A 14,236-nucleotide genomic window follows, 5' to 3' on the forward strand; every position below is an offset into this window, starting at 1 on the left:
CCCTATCGCCGGCAAGCCGGCTCCCACAGGGCAAACCACTGCCTTCGCGTGCAGCGCGGTACCTGTGGGAGCCGGCTTGCCGGCGATTGCGATCTGTCAGGCGCCGATGATGGCGCGGATATCCGCCGCCAGCTCGCGCACCCTGGCTTCCTCGGTATCCCACGAGCACATGAACCGCGCCCCGCCGCTGCCGATGAAGGTATAGAAGCGCCAGCCCTTGCCACGCAGTGCCTCGATCGCCGGCTCCGGCATCTGCAGGAACACCCCGTTGGCCTCCACCGGGAACATCAACTGCACCCCCGGCAGATCGCTCACCAACGACGCCAGCAACTGCGCGCAGCGGTTGGCGTGGGCGCCATGGCGCAGCCAGGCGTCATCCTCCAGCAACCCCACCCACGGCGCGGACAGGAAGCGCATCTTCGACGCCAGCTGCCCGGCCTGCTTGCAGCGGTAGTCGAAGTCATCGGCCAGGTCGCGATTGAAGAACAGGATCGCCTCGCCCACCGCCATGCCGTTCTTGGTGCCGCCAAAGCACAGCACATCGACGCCGGCCTTCCAGGTCAGCTCGGCCGGGCTGCAGCCCAGGAACGAGCAGGCATTGCTGAAGCGCGCGCCGTCCATGTGCAGGTTCAGGCCCAGCTCCTTGCAGGTGGCGCTGATCGCCTTGAGCTCGTCGGGGCGGTACACGGTGCCCACTTCGGTGGCCTGGGTGAGGGTGACCACACGCGGCTTGGGGTAGTGGATGTCCTGGCGCTTGAGCGCCACTTCGCGGATCGATTCGGGCGTCAGCTTGCCGTTGACGCTGGGCGCGGTCAGCAGCTTGGAGCCGTTGGAGAAGAACTCCGGCGCGCCGCATTCGTCGGTCTCGACGTGGGCGGTCTCCGAGCAGATCACGCTGTGGTAGCTCTGGCACAGCGAGGCCAGGGCTAGCGAGTTGGCGGCGGTGCCGTTGAAGGCGAAGAACACCTCGCAGTCGGTTTCGAACAGTTTGCGAAAGTACTCCGAGGCGCGCTCGGTCCACTGGTCGTCGCCGTAGGCGCGTTCGTGGCCGGTGTTGGCCTTTGCCATTGCGGCCCAGGCTTCGGGGCAGATGCCGGAATAGTTGTCGCTGGCGAATTGTTGGCTCTTGTCTGTCATGGCACGGTCCTGTGAACGACGCAGAAGCGCACTCTAAACCATTGCTGAAACGGTTGCCTATACAACCCACTTCATGGGCCCTATCGCCGGCAAGCCGGCTCCCACAGGGCAAACCACTGCCTTCGAGTGCAGCGCTGTACCTGTGGGAGCCGGCTTGCCGGCGATGGGGCCAGGGTGAACAACCCCAAAGCCAATGTCGTAAACGCGCCATTGCAAGGCGTGCGCAGGCATCTGACCCACCCCGGCCAGTCATACCATCGCCACAAAGGGCCACAGTGCCTTACAGACAAGAACAGATCGCTGCCGGGAGAAACATGATGTTCAGCAAGCAAGACCAGATCCAGGGTTATGACGACGCACTGCTGGCGGCGATGAATGCCGAAGAACAGCGCCAGGAAGATCACATCGAGCTGATCGCCTCGGAGAACTACACCAGCAAGCGCGTAATGCAGGCCCAGGGCAGCGGCCTGACCAACAAGTACGCCGAAGGCTACCCGGGCAAGCGCTACTACGGCGGTTGCGAGCACGTCGACAAGGTCGAGGCGCTGGCCATCGAGCGCGCCAAGCAGCTGTTCGGCGCCGACTACGCCAACGTCCAGCCGCACTCCGGCTCCTCGGCCAACGGCGCGGTGTACCTGGCCCTGCTGCAGGCCGGCGACACCATCCTGGGCATGAGCCTGGCCCACGGCGGCCACCTGACCCACGGCGCCAAGGTGTCGTCCTCGGGCAAGCTGTACAACGCCGTGCAGTACGGCATCGACACCAACACCGGCCTGATCGACTACGACGAAGTCGAGCGCCTGGCCGTCGAGCACAAGCCGAAGATGATCGTCGCCGGCTTCTCGGCCTACTCCAAGACCCTCGATTTCCCACGCTTTCGCGCCATCGCCGACAAGGTAGGCGCCTTGCTCTTCGTCGACATGGCCCACGTCGCTGGCCTGGTCGCCGCCGGCCTGTACCCCAACCCGATTCCGTTCGCCGACGTGGTCACCACCACCACCCACAAGACCCTGCGCGGCCCACGCGGCGGCCTGATCCTGGCCAAGGCCAACGAAGAGATCGAGAAGAAACTCAACGCTGCGGTATTCCCTGGCGCCCAGGGCGGCCCGCTGATGCACGTGATCGCCGCCAAGGCCGTGTGCTTCAAGGAAGCGCTGGAGCCCGGCTTCAAGGCCTACCAGAAACAAGTGATCGAAAACGCCCAGGCCATGGCCCAGGTGTTCATCGACCGCGGCTACGACGTGGTCTCCGGCGGCACCGACAACCACCTATTCCTGGTCAGCCTGATTCGCCAAGGCCTGACCGGCAAAGATGCCGACGCCGCCCTGGGCCGCGCGCACATCACCGTCAACAAGAACGCCGTACCCAACGACCCGCAGTCGCCGTTCGTTACCTCGGGCCTGCGCATCGGCACCCCGGCCGTCACCACCCGCGGCTTCAAGGTTGCCCAGTGCACCGCCCTGGCCGGCTGGATCTGCGACGTGCTCGACAACCTCGGCGATGCCGACGTCGAAGCCGATGTGGCGAAGAACGTCGCTGCGCTGTGCGCCGACTTCCCTGTTTACCGCTGAGTGGAGCAGACGACCATGCAACGCTATTCGGGCTTCGGCCTCCTCAAGCACTCCCTCAGCCACCACGAAAACTGGCAGCGCATGTGGCGCACGCCGACCCCCAAGAAGGTCTACGACGTGGTCATCGTCGGCGGTGGCGGCCATGGCCTGGCCACGGCCTACTACCTGGCCAAGGAGCACGGCATCACCAACGTCGCGGTGATCGAGAAGGGTTACCTGGGCGGCGGCAACACCGCCCGCAACACCACCATCGTGCGTTCCAACTACCTGTGGGACGAGTCGGCGCACCTGTACGAGCACGCCATGAAGCTGTGGGAGGGCCTGTCCCAGGACCTCAACTACAACGTGATGTTCTCCCAGCGCGGCGTCTACAACCTGTGCCACACCCTGCAGGACATGCGTGACTCCGAGCGCCGCGTCAGCGCCAACCGCCTCAATGGCGTGGACGGCGAGCTGCTCAACACCGCCCAGGTCGCGGCTGAAATCCCGTACCTGGACTGCTCCAAGAACACCCGCTACCCGATCCTCGGCGCCACCGTGCAGCGCCGTGGCGGCGTGGCCCGCCACGATGCCGTGGCCTGGGGCTTCGCCCGCGCCGCCGACGCCCTGGGCGTGGACCTGATCCAGCAAACCGAAGTGATCGGTTTTCGCAAGGAAAACGGCGCGGTCATTGGCGTTGAAACCAACAAGGGCTTCATCGGCGCCAAGCGCGTCGGCGTGGTCACCGCGGGTAACTCCGGGCACATGGCGCGCCTGGCGGGCTTTCGCCTGCCACTCGAATCGCACCCGCTGCAGGCACTGGTGTCCGAGCCGATCAAGCCGATCATCGACAGCGTGATCATGTCCAACGCCGTGCACGGCTACATCAGCCAGTCCGACAAGGGCGACCTGGTGATCGGCGCCGGCATCGACGGCTGGGTCGGCTACGGCCAGCGCGGTTCGTACCCGGTGATCGAGCACACCCTGCAGGCCATCGTCGAGATGTTCCCGAACCTCTCGCGGGTGCGCATGAACCGCCAGTGGGGCGGCATCGTCGACACCTCGCCGGACGCCTGCCCGATCATCTCCAAGACCCCGGTGAAGAACATGTTCTTCAACTGCGGCTGGGGCACCGGCGGCTTCAAGGCGACCCCGGGCTCGGGCAACGTCTTCGCCGCGAGCCTGGCCAAGGGCGAGATGCACCCGCTGGCCGCGCCGTTCTCCATGGACCGTTTCTACAACGGCGCACTGATCGACGAACACGGCGCTGCCGCCGTCGCCCACTAACCGGAGCCACCGTCATGTTGCATATTTTCTGTCCCCACTGCGGCGAGCTGCGCTCCGAAGAAGAGTTTCACGCCTCTGGCCAGGCGCACATCGCCCGCCCGCTGGACCCCAACGCCTGCTCCGACGAAGAGTGGGGCACCTACATGTTCTTCCGCGACAACCCGCGCGGCATCCACCATGAACTGTGGGACCACGTTGCCGGCTGCCGTCAGTACTTCAACGTCACCCGCGACACCGTGACCTACGAAATTCTGGAAACCTACAAGATTGGCGAGAAGCCGCAAGTGACCGCCGCCGGCAAGCAGAGCGCCGCACCGTCGACCGTCAAGGGCCAAGGGGAAAAAGTATGAGCCAGACCTATCGCCTCGCCAGCGGCGGGCGCATCGACCGCAGCAAGGTCCTGAACTTCAGCTTCAACGGCAAGACCTACCAGGGCTATGCCGGTGACAGCCTGGCCGCCGCGTTGCTGGCCAACGGCGTCGACATCGTCGGGCGCAGCTTCAAGTACTCGCGCCCGCGCGGCATCATCGCCGCCGGTACCGAAGAGCCGAACGCCATCTTGCAGATCGGCTCCAGCGAAGCCACCCAGATCCCCAACGTGCGCGCCACCCAGCAGGCGCTGTACGCAGGCCTGGTCGCCACCAGCACCAACGGCTGGCCGAACGTCAACAACGACGTGATGGGCATCCTGGGCAAGGTCGGCGGCAGCATGATGCCGCCGGGCTTCTACTACAAAACCTTCATGTACCCCAAGTCGTTCTGGATGACTTACGAGAAGTACATCCGCAAAGCCGCAGGCCTGGGCCGTGCGCCGCTGCAGAACGACCCGGACAGCTACGACTACATGAACCAGCACTGCGACGTGCTGATCGTCGGCGCCGGCCCTGCGGGCCTGGCCGCCGCCCTGGCCGCCGCACGCAGCGGTGCCCGGGTGATCCTGGCCGATGAGCAGGAAGAGTTCGGCGGCAGCCTGCTCGACTCCCGCGAAACCCTCGACGGCAAGCCTGCTGCCGACTGGGTCAACGCGGTGGTCAAGGAGCTGGAAAGCCTGCCGGAAGTGACCCTGCTGCCCCGCGCCACGGTCAACGGCTACCACGACCACAACTTCCTGACCATCCACGAGCGCCTCACCGATCACCTCGGCGACCGCGCCCCGATCGGCCAGGTACGCCAGCGCGTGCACCGCGTGCGTGCCGGCCGCGTGGTACTGGCCGCCGGCGCCCACGAGCGGCCGCTGGTGTATGGCAACAACGACCTGCCGGGCAACATGCTGGCCGGTGCCGTTTCCACCTACGTGCGCCGCTATGGCGTGGCCCCGGGCCGCAAGCTGGTGCTGTCGACCAACAACGACCACGCCTACCGCTGCGCGCTGGACTGGCACGACGCCGGCCTGCAAGTGGTGGCCATCGCCGATGCGCGCCACAACCCGCGCGGCTCGCTGGTTGAAGAAGCGCGTGCCAAAGGCATCCGCATCCTCACCTCCAGCGCGGTGGTCGAGGCCAAGGGCAGCAAGCACGTGACCGGCGCCCGCGTGGCCGCCATCGATGTGCAGGCGCACAAAGTCACCAGCCCAGGGGAAACCCTGGACTGCGACCTGATCGCCACCTCCGGCGGCTACAGCCCGGTGGTTCACCTGGCCTCGCACCTGGGCGGCCGCCCGGTGTGGCGTGAAGACATCCTCGGCTTCGTGCCGGGCGATGCACCGCAAAAGCGTGTGTGCGTGGGCGGCGTGAATGGCGTCTACGCCCTGGGTGAGGTGATTGCCGATGGTTTCGAAGGCGGCGTGCGCGCAGCCACCGAAGCCGGTTTCAAAGCCACCGCCGGCGCCCTGCCCAAAGCTGTGCAGCGCAAGGAAGAGGCCACCGTGGCGCTGTTCCAGGTGCCGCACGACAAAGGCACCGCCCGCGCGCCGAAGCAGTTCGTCGACCAGCAGAACGACGTCACCGCCGCCGCCATCGAGCTGGCGACCCGCGAGGGCTTCGAGTCGGTCGAGCACGTCAAGCGCTACACCGCGCTGGGCTTTGGCACCGACCAGGGCAAGCTGGGCAACATCAACGGCCTGGCCATCGCCGCCCGCTCGCTGGGGATCAGCATCCCGGAAATGGGCACCACCATGTTCCGCCCCAACTACACCCCGGTGACCTTCGGCGCTGTCGCCGGGCGCCACTGCGGCCACCTGTTCGAGCCGGTGCGCTTCACCGCCCTGCATGCCTGGCACGTGAAGAACGGCGCCGAGTTCGAAGACGTCGGCCAGTGGAAGCGCCCGTGGTACTTCCCCAAGGCCGGTGAAGACATCCATGGCGCCGTGGCCCGTGAATGCAAGGCCGTGCGCGACAGCGTGGGCCTGCTCGACGCCTCGACCCTGGGCAAGATCGACATCCAGGGCCCGGACGCGCGCGAATTCCTCAACCGCATCTACAGCAACGCCTGGACCAAGCTCGACGTGGGCAAGGCCCGCTACGGCCTGATGTGCAAGGAAGACGGCATGGTCTTCGACGACGGCGTGACCGCCTGCGTCGGCGACAACCACTTCTACATGACCACCACCACCGGCGGCGCCGCCCGCGTGCTGCAGTGGCTGGAGCTGTACCACCAGACCGAATGGCCAGAGATGAAGGTGTACTTCACCTCGGTCACCGACCACTGGGCCACCCTGACCCTGTCCGGCCCCAACAGCCGCAAGCTGCTTGGCGAGCTGACCGACGACATCGACCTGGACAAGGACGCCTTCCCGTTCATGACCTGGAAGGAAGGCACCGTCGCCGGCGTACCGGCCCGGGTGTTCCGCATCTCGTTCACCGGCGAGCTGTCGTACGAAGTGAACGTGCAGGCCAACTACGCCATGGGCGTGCTGGAGAAGGTGATCGAGGCGGGCAAGCAGTACAACCTGACCCCGTATGGCACCGAGACCATGCACGTGCTGCGCGCCGAGAAGGGCTTCATCATCGTCGGCCAGGACACCGACGGCTCGATGACCCCGGACGACCTCAACATGAGCTGGTGCGTGGGCCGCAACAAGCCGTTCTCGTGGATCGGCCTGCGCGGCATGAACCGCGAAGACTGCGTGCGCGACAACCGCAAGCAGCTGGTGGGCCTCAAGCCTGTGAACCCCACCCAGTGGCTGCCCGAAGGTGCCCAGCTGGTGTTCGACCCGAAACAGCCGATCCCGATGGACATGGTCGGCCACGTCACCTCCAGCTACGCGGCCAACTCCCTGGGCTATTCGTTCGCCATGGGTGTGGTCAAGGGCGGCCTCAAGCGCATGGGCGAGCGCGTGTTCTCGCCCCAGGCCGACGGCAGCGTGATCGAGGCCGAGATCGTTTCTTCGGTGTTCTTCGACCCGAAGGGTGAGCGGCAGAACGTTTGACTCCGGGCCCTGTGGTGAGCCGGCCGGCCCATCGCCGGCAAGCCGGCTCCCACAGGAACGATGCAGATCTGAAGGCTGATGCTGTACCTGTGGGAGCTGGCTTGCCAGCGATGAGGCCGGCAAAGGCCCCACAAGACAGATGTCTGCATCGCTTCGACGAACCAGAATTCAAGGCAGGTAAGAAATGAGCGCTATCAACGTCTTCCAGCAAAACCCCGGCAGCGATGCCAAGGCCCAGTCGCCACTGCACCACGCCGACCTGGCCAGCCTGGTCGGCAAAGGCCGCAAGAACGCAGGCGTGACCCTGCGCGAGAAGAAGTTCCTCGGCCACCTGACCCTGCGCGGCGACGGCCATGACCCGCAATTCGCCGCCGGCGTGCACAAGGCCCTGGGCCTGGAGCTGCCAGTGGCCCTGACCGTGGTCGCCAACGCCGAGATGTCGCTGCAGTGGATGGGCCCCGACGAGTGGCTGCTGATCGTGCCCGGTGGCCAGGAGTACGCCGTCGAGCAGAAACTGCGCGCCGCCCTCGAAGGCCAGCACATCCAGGTGGTCAACGTCAGCGGCGGGCAAAGCCTGCTGGAGCTGCGCGGCCCGAACGTGCGCGAGGTGCTGATGAAATCCACCAGCTATGATGTGCACCCGAACAACTTCCCGGTGGGCAAGGCGGTTGGCACCGTGTTCGCCAAGTCGCAACTGGTGATCCGCCGCACCGCCGAAGACACCTGGGAGCTGGTGATTCGCCGCAGCTTCGCCGACTACTGGTGGCTGTGGCTGCAGGACGCATCGGCCGAGTACGGCCTGAGCATCGAAGCCTAAGGAGAACATGGCATGAGTCGGGCACCGGATACCTGGATTCTCACCGCCGACTGCCCGAGCATGCTCGGCACCGTCGACGTGGTGACGCGTTACCTCTTCGAGCAGCGCTGCTACGTCACCGAGCACCACTCCTTCGATGACCGGCAGTCGGGGCGCTTCTTCATTCGCGTCGAATTCCGCCAGCCGGACGATTTTGACGAGGCGGGCTTTCGCGCCGGCCTCGCCGAGCGCAGCGAAGCGTTCGGCATGGCCTTCGAGCTGACCGCCCCGAACCACCGCCCCAAGGTGGTGATCATGGTGTCCAAGGCCGACCACTGCCTGAACGATTTGCTGTACCGCCAACGCATCGGCCAGCTGGGCATGGACGTGGTCGCGGTGGTGTCCAACCACCCCGACCTCGAACCCCTGGCGCACTGGCACAAGATCCCCTATTACCACTTCGCCCTCGACCCCAAGGACAAGCCGGCGCAAGAGCGCAAGGTGCTGCAGGTGATCGAGGACAGCGGCGCCGAGCTGGTGATCCTTGCCCGCTACATGCAGGTGCTGTCGCCCGAGCTGTGCCGCAGGCTCGATGGCTGGGCAATCAACATCCACCACTCGCTGTTGCCCGGGTTCAAAGGCGCCAAGCCTTATCACCAGGCGTACAACAAGGGCGTGAAGATGGTCGGGGCGACCGCGCACTACATCAACAACGACCTGGACGAAGGGCCGATCATCGCCCAGGGCGTGGAGGTGGTGGACCACAGCCATTACCCCGAGGATTTGATTGCCAAGGGGCGGGATATCGAATGCCTGACCCTGGCGCGGGCGGTGGGGTATCACATCGAGCGGCGGGTGTTTCTCAATGCCAACCGGACGGTCGTTCTGTAGAGGCTGTTCGGGCCTTATCGCCGGCAAGTCGGCTCCCACAGGTCTGTGGGAGCCGGCTTGCCGGCGATTGGCCCCACCCCTTTGGGGCTGCCGTAAAAAGGTATCTCCCTGTCGCTTCCAGTCACTGCGACATCGCCCATCAGGCCCACAATTCCCTGCATCCCAGTACCCGATGCCGCCCACGGATGGCGGCGCGTTCAACCACCGCTGCATAAATACAAATCAAGCGAGGTAAGAGCATGTCTGGCAATCGTGGAGTGGTGTATCTCGGCGCTGGCAAGGTCGAAGTACAGAAGATCGACTACCCGAAAATGCAGGACCCGCGCGGCAAGAAGATCGAACACGGCGTCATCCTCAAGGTGGTCTCCACCAACATCTGCGGCTCCGACCAGCACATGGTCCGCGGCCGCACCACGGCCCAGGTCGGCCTGGTCCTGGGCCACGAAATCACCGGTGAAATCGTCGAGATGGGGCGTGATGTCGAGCGCCTGAAGATCGGTGACCTGGTGTCGGTACCGTTCAACGTCGCCTGCGGCCGCTGCCGCTCGTGCAAAGAGATGCACACCGGTGTGTGCCTGACCGTAAACCCTGCCCGCGCCGGGGGTGCCTATGGCTATGTCGACATGGGCGACTGGACCGGCGGCCAGGCCGAATACGTGCTGGTGCCCTACGCCGACTTCAACCTGCTGAAACTGCCGGACCGCGACAAGGCCATGGAGAAGATCCGCGACCTGACCTGCCTGTCCGACATTCTGCCGACCGGCTACCACGGCGCCGTCACCGCTGGTGTTGGCCCAGGCAGCACCGTTTACGTCGCCGGTGCCGGCCCCGTCGGTTTGGCGGCTGCGGCTTCGGCGCGCCTGCTGGGCGCGGCCTGCGTCATCGTCGGCGACCTCAACCCGGCGCGCCTGGCGCACGCCAAGGCCCAGGGCTTCGAAGTGGTTGACCTGTCCAAGGACACCCCGCTGCACGAGCAGATCGTCGACATCCTCGGCGAGCCCGAAGTCGATTGCGCGGTCGACGCGGTGGGCTTCGAGGCCCGCGGCCATGGCCATGAAGGCGCCAAGCACGAGGCCCCGGCCACCGTGCTGAACTCGCTGATGCAAGTCACCCGTGTTGCCGGCAGCATCGGTATCCCGGGCCTGTACGTGACCGAAGACCCGGGCGCGGTCGATGCCGCTGCCAAGATCGGCGCGCTGAGCATCCGCTTCGGCCTGGGTTGGGCGAAGTCGCACAGCTTCCACACTGGCCAGACCCCGACCATGAAGTACAACCGCCAGCTGATGCAGGCGATCATGTGGGATCGCATCAATATCGCTGAAGTCGTTGGCGTGCAGGTCATCAGCCTGGATCAGGCGCCGGAAGGGTATGGCGAGTTCGATGCGGGTGTGCCGAAGAAGTTTGTGATCGATCCGCACAAGACCTTCAGTGCGGCGTGATGTGAATTAGAAAAACCCCTCAGATGAGGGGTTTTTTTTGCACTTCAATAATCGAACCGTCGGCTGTAGTAAGCGCTACTTCTCAAGTCCAGTGCATGTTGCACGAAGTCGGGGAGGGTGGGACTGGCAGCGCGACTGCCCGTCGGTGTGGAGTCTGTTGAAGCGTCTGTTGACATCGAGGAGTCGGAAGAATAGCGGCGCGCTCGAGGCACAGTGCCTTGAAGTGGCTGACGAGGTAGCTGAATGGGAGCGGGCTCCCGTAGCGCTTGCTGTGGTGCCTGAATGCTTGAGTGGGGGGCTGTCACTGGCCTTGGGCTTGGCGCGACGGGCATTCGCTGCCGAGATGGCCGAGGTAGGGATGAAACGATGACCATCATTGCGTTGGTACCGGTGAAAGGCAATGGGCGCTGGCGGAGTCCAAGAAATTTGGTAATGGCTTTTGCCAGCATGGGCAGGCGAATATGGCCTGACGGGTCGACGTGGTTGACAGGATCACCTAGGCAATAACAGTAAGTGTTCAGCCCTGCCACTGAAAAAGGGCCCCAGCTATCAGGCGCGCAAAAGCGCATGAGTGTCGAGTTGAAACCCCGGTAACCATTGCCTAACAATGACCCTGTAATAGCGTGGTCATAACGCTCGCCATTGAACCCAAGCAGCGTCAGGGGAGAAGGCAAGGTGGGGTCATGGCCATAACTTGAATAGGCATGAGACTCCTCTTCCTCTTCGCTAGCCACCTGCAGCACAGACCCTTTGTCGTCCGTTGCCAGCAGCCCGGCGCTGGAGGCTTCGCCGGCCTGCACCTCGGCCAGCGGCATCGCGGCATTGCGGAAGATAGCGCGGTGCTGGTCGCCGTGTTTGACGGTGATCAGCTTGTCGCCTTGGTAGAAAAACTGGGTGTTGCTCAATGATTTGCTCATGGCTTCGGATCCTTGAGTGCTGCACGTCGAGTATCGGGTGGGTTATCTACAGGCGCTAGCCGCGAATCTTTTTCAATTCATCGTTTGAGGCGTTGATTTTCTTTCTAAATATGTCAATTTTATCTCTAAGCTGTGCGACTTTGGTTTTCTCTTGCCGGGGAACGAATTGATGGATGATTTGTTTTTCAAGAATGCCAGCATTAAGTTTTGACACTTCTTTTATTAGTGCGGATCGCGTGGGTTCTAAGACGCTAAGTTCTCGCATGATTAATTCTGCACGGGCGTGTTCATCGGTTGGGCGGTAAGGAACGCTCTGCGTCTTGCTGTCAAGCTGGCGTTGCTGTGGTAAGGCGCTTTTAGCGCCCAGTGGTGCAGAGCTAGTGTATTGGGCAGCTTGCATAGCGGCGTTCTGAGAGTACGCAGGCTTTTGCACGGGTGCGTTGGAAGCGGGCGCTCTGAACTTAACCGGTGAAGTGCCGGATGGGTCTATTTGGTTTATAGGGTCGCCGTTGCAATACCCGTAGGCGTTCAACCCGCCTGCTGCAAAAGGGCTTAGATAATCGGGGGAAAAGAATCGCATCAGTGTTGGGTGGTAGGCGCGCTGGCCTTTACCTAATAAATAGGCGCCCAGGCGCAAGTAGCAGTGTTCGCCAGTGAAACTGAGCGATGTCAGGGCCGAGGGAAGGTTCGGGGCATGGCCATAGGCGGAATAATGGTGTTGCTCTGCTTCGTTTGCCACCTGGACCTCGAGCACAGAGCCTTTTTCATCAATGGCCAGTAGCCCTCTTTCCGATGTGTCCCCGGCCTGCCATTCGGCTAAGGGAAAGTCGGCACTGCGCAAGATGGTGCGCTGCTGGCTGCCCTGTCTTAGGCTGACGAGCTTGTCGCGTTGGTAGAAGAACAGTGTGTCGTTCAATGACCTGCTCATGGCTTCGGCCCCCTGCAGCGATGATGGAAACGTTGTCGCAGGGGTCATTTTGAACAGCCGCCAGATTAATGAAACTGGCAAAAATAACAGGTGCCGCCGGGGCATTCGCTCGCGCCCTTGCCCCGGCATTGGGCCTATCCGTGCATCATTCCAAGCTCGGCATCATCGAGCAGCGCCTTGGCCATTGCGCTCAGGTAGTGGGAGGTCCAGAGCAGTTGCTGGTCGCCTTCCATCAGGCCGGTGAGGGTCATGTCGCGCACATAGCCCATCAGCTCCGAGGCTTGTTCGCGGGCACTTTGGCAGGGGATGCCAGGGGCGATGCAGAACAGTGGTTGGGTTTGGCCTTGGGCCTGGAAGAAGAAGGTCTTGCCTACGGTGGTTTTGGTGTTGTCAGTGGTCATTGTTCGATCTCCCTGAAAGTGCTTTATCGCCTGGCCTCATCGCCGGCAAGCCGGCTCCCACAAGGCCCTGCACATGGCCTGAGGCCTGAGGCTTTCCCTGTGGGAGCCGGCTTGCCGGCGATGAGACCAGACCAGGCAACACATGGCCTCAACCCTAGTGCAGCGTCCGCGGCTCCGCCGGCATCTGCACCTGGATCAGCGCCGACTCGAGCAGCTCCCGCAGCGCTTCGAGTTCATGCATCGTGGCCATCATCAGAATCGAAACCGGCGACTTGGGTTGCAACAGAATTGCCCAAATTTCAACCCTGCCTCAGCTTCAGTCCCCCAGGAGGCTGTAAACACTGTCACTACGAACCAGGCGCGCGCGGGCCTCCGTTTCTCTGTCCAAGCGTAAAAGCTTCTGAATACCTCGGACACCGCCCAGTTCTTGAGCAATGTTGCTTGTTCCTAGACCGTAGAACTGCAGAGAGTTTATCTCTCGCAGATAGGGGTTTAGCTCCAAGCCCAGGCTTTGACCAAAAGCCTTGGGTACCCTGGGTAATACACCTGCTCTGGCGGCACCCATCGAGGCATCATTTTCCTTCACGCGTGACAGGTATTTTTTAATGATCGGTTTGGTGTAGCTACTGTTTGACCTTGAGGTATTTGCAAACGCGGTTGCCTCATTGAGGGTGAAGTTGCGGATGATGGATTCAAAAACATCAGGCTCGCCGATCCTTGCGAAGGGGTCGGGGCTTTCAGAGGCCCGGTTGAAGGAGGTTGTTCCGGATACATTGGGCAGTGATTGGCTACGCTTGAGCCCCGCTGGTTTAACGTTTTGAAAACTCATCGTAGGTTGTGACGCACTTCTTGCACGATTGAGTGCCGGCCATCCAACCATGTGGCCGCTAGGGTCTGTCCTGTTGACCGGATCACCCGCACAGTAACTGTAGGCATTCAAGCCACCACGCCCAAAAGGGCTCCAACTGTCGGGTGCCTCAAAGCGCATCAAGCCAGGGCTGTAAGCGCGGTAGCCATTACCCAAGAGGTAGGCGCAAACTTCGGGCTGCAAACGCTGCCCGGTGAAGCTCAAAAGCGTCTGTTGTGAAGGCAGCGCGGGGTTGTGGCCATACACTGAATAGAGATGGGCTTGAGATTCATTATTGGACTGCACGTTCAGGACGGAACCCTTGTCATCGCCCGCCAGCAACCCGGAGGTCGATGCCTCACCGGTCTGCCATTGTGCCAGGGGGATATCGGCATTGCGGAAGATAGCGCGCTGCTGGCTGCCCTGTCTTAGGCTGACGAGCTTGTCGCGTTGGTAGAAGAACAGTGTGTCGTTCAATGACCTGTTCATGGCTTCGGCCCCCTGCAGCGATGATGGAAACGTTGTCCCAGGGGTCATTTTGAACAGCCGCCAGATTAATGAAACTGGCAAAAATAACAGGTGCCGGGGCATTCGCTCGCGCCCTTGCCCCGGCATTGGGCCTATCCGTGCATCATTCCAAGCTCGGCATCATCGAGCAGCGCCTTGGCCATTGCGC

At 63.0% G+C, this 14,236-nt stretch carries 12 protein-coding genes; 7 read left to right on the forward strand and 5 right to left on the reverse strand.

Annotated elements, in window-relative coordinates:
* Nucleotides 1-96: 96 nt before the first annotated feature.
* Complete coding sequence (locus tag ACIPG5_RS10490) at nt 97-1,137, reverse strand: low specificity L-threonine aldolase (RefSeq protein WP_236237017.1); 1,041 nt, start codon at nt 1,135-1,137, stop codon at nt 97-99.
* A 317-nt stretch (nt 1,138-1,454) separates the two neighbouring features.
* Between ACIPG5_RS10490 and ACIPG5_RS10495 the strand changes: the two genes are divergently transcribed.
* The 7 genes from ACIPG5_RS10495 (at nt 1,455) to fdhA (ending at nt 10,467) form a co-directional block, all read left to right on the forward strand.
* A complete protein-coding gene (locus ACIPG5_RS10495; protein WP_176516228.1) occupies nt 1,455-2,708 on the forward strand; it encodes a serine hydroxymethyltransferase in 1,254 nt (417 codons plus the stop codon).
* 15 nt (nt 2,709-2,723) lie between these two features.
* Nucleotides 2,724-3,974, forward strand: coding sequence for a sarcosine oxidase subunit beta family protein (locus ACIPG5_RS10500; protein ID WP_176516230.1), 1,251 nt, complete (start codon nt 2,724-2,726; stop codon nt 3,972-3,974).
* A gap of 14 nt (nt 3,975-3,988) precedes the next feature.
* Nucleotides 3,989-4,324, forward strand: a complete 336-nt coding sequence (locus ACIPG5_RS10505; protein ID WP_176516231.1) for a sarcosine oxidase subunit delta — start codon at nt 3,989-3,991, stop codon at nt 4,322-4,324.
* Nucleotides 4,321-7,341, forward strand: a complete 3,021-nt coding sequence (locus ACIPG5_RS10510) for a sarcosine oxidase subunit alpha (protein ID WP_176516232.1) — start codon at nt 4,321-4,323, stop codon at nt 7,339-7,341. The genes ACIPG5_RS10505 and ACIPG5_RS10510 overlap by 4 nt, the downstream gene beginning before the upstream one ends.
* 184 nt (nt 7,342-7,525) lie before the next feature.
* Nucleotides 7,526-8,158, forward strand: a complete 633-nt coding sequence (locus tag ACIPG5_RS10515) for a sarcosine oxidase subunit gamma (protein ID WP_176516233.1) — start codon at nt 7,526-7,528, stop codon at nt 8,156-8,158.
* A 12-nt stretch (nt 8,159-8,170) separates the two neighbouring features.
* Nucleotides 8,171-9,028 carry a formyltetrahydrofolate deformylase gene (purU, locus tag ACIPG5_RS10520; protein ID WP_286913370.1) on the forward strand — a complete coding sequence of 286 codons (858 nt, stop codon included), beginning with the start codon at nt 8,171-8,173 and terminating at the stop codon, nt 9,026-9,028.
* Nucleotides 9,029-9,267: 239 nt separating this feature from the next.
* Entirely contained in the window at nt 9,268-10,467 is a 1,200-nt protein-coding gene (fdhA, locus tag ACIPG5_RS10525) for a formaldehyde dehydrogenase, glutathione-independent (protein ID WP_401374764.1), read from the forward strand.
* Between the two features lie 44 nt (nt 10,468-10,511).
* Here fdhA and ACIPG5_RS10530 read toward each other — a convergent pair whose 3' ends face one another.
* From ACIPG5_RS10530 to ACIPG5_RS10545, 4 genes are all read right to left on the reverse strand, one after another.
* Nucleotides 10,512-11,384: an RHS repeat-associated core domain-containing protein gene (locus ACIPG5_RS10530; RefSeq protein ID WP_401374766.1), complete on the reverse strand. Its 873-nt coding sequence runs from the start codon at nt 11,382-11,384 to the stop codon at nt 10,512-10,514.
* A 55-nt stretch (nt 11,385-11,439) separates the two neighbouring features.
* Nucleotides 11,440-12,300, reverse strand: a complete 861-nt coding sequence (locus tag ACIPG5_RS10535; protein WP_401374768.1) for an RHS repeat-associated core domain-containing protein — start codon at nt 12,298-12,300, stop codon at nt 11,440-11,442.
* A gap of 146 nt (nt 12,301-12,446) precedes the next feature.
* Nucleotides 12,447-12,713, reverse strand: coding sequence for a DUF3077 domain-containing protein (locus ACIPG5_RS10540; protein WP_401374770.1), 267 nt, complete (start codon nt 12,711-12,713; stop codon nt 12,447-12,449).
* Nucleotides 12,714-13,029: 316 nt separating this feature from the next.
* Complete coding sequence (locus ACIPG5_RS10545; protein WP_401374773.1) at nt 13,030-14,037, reverse strand: RHS repeat-associated core domain-containing protein; 1,008 nt, start codon at nt 14,035-14,037, stop codon at nt 13,030-13,032.
* Nucleotides 14,038-14,236 lie beyond the last annotated feature (199 nt).

It is taken from the genome of Pseudomonas sp. NPDC087029 (genome assembly GCF_044745345.1).
Taxonomy (GTDB): domain Bacteria; phylum Pseudomonadota; class Gammaproteobacteria; order Pseudomonadales; family Pseudomonadaceae; genus Aquipseudomonas; species Aquipseudomonas faucium.

What these genes read in the sequence shown, in the direction of transcription:
- purU (WP_286913370.1), top strand. Translation starts at nt 8,171, where the DNA reads ATGAGTCGGGCACCGGATACCTGGATTCTCACCGCCGACTGCCCGAGC.
- ACIPG5_RS10530 (WP_401374766.1), bottom strand. Translation starts at nt 11,384, where the DNA reads ATGAGCAAATCATTGAGCAACACCCAGTTTTTCTACCAAGGCGACAAG.
- ACIPG5_RS10510 (WP_176516232.1), top strand. Translation starts at nt 4,321, where the DNA reads ATGAGCCAGACCTATCGCCTCGCCAGCGGCGGGCGCATCGACCGCAGC.
- ACIPG5_RS10495 (WP_176516228.1), top strand. Translation starts at nt 1,455, where the DNA reads ATGTTCAGCAAGCAAGACCAGATCCAGGGTTATGACGACGCACTGCTG.
- ACIPG5_RS10540 (WP_401374770.1), bottom strand. Translation starts at nt 12,713, where the DNA reads ATGACCACTGACAACACCAAAACCACCGTAGGCAAGACCTTCTTCTTC.
- fdhA (WP_401374764.1), top strand. Translation starts at nt 9,268, where the DNA reads ATGTCTGGCAATCGTGGAGTGGTGTATCTCGGCGCTGGCAAGGTCGAA.
- ACIPG5_RS10490 (WP_236237017.1), bottom strand. Translation starts at nt 1,137, where the DNA reads ATGACAGACAAGAGCCAACAATTCGCCAGCGACAACTATTCCGGCATC.
- ACIPG5_RS10515 (WP_176516233.1), top strand. Translation starts at nt 7,526, where the DNA reads ATGAGCGCTATCAACGTCTTCCAGCAAAACCCCGGCAGCGATGCCAAG.
- ACIPG5_RS10500 (WP_176516230.1), top strand. Translation starts at nt 2,724, where the DNA reads ATGCAACGCTATTCGGGCTTCGGCCTCCTCAAGCACTCCCTCAGCCAC.
- ACIPG5_RS10505 (WP_176516231.1), top strand. Translation starts at nt 3,989, where the DNA reads ATGTTGCATATTTTCTGTCCCCACTGCGGCGAGCTGCGCTCCGAAGAA.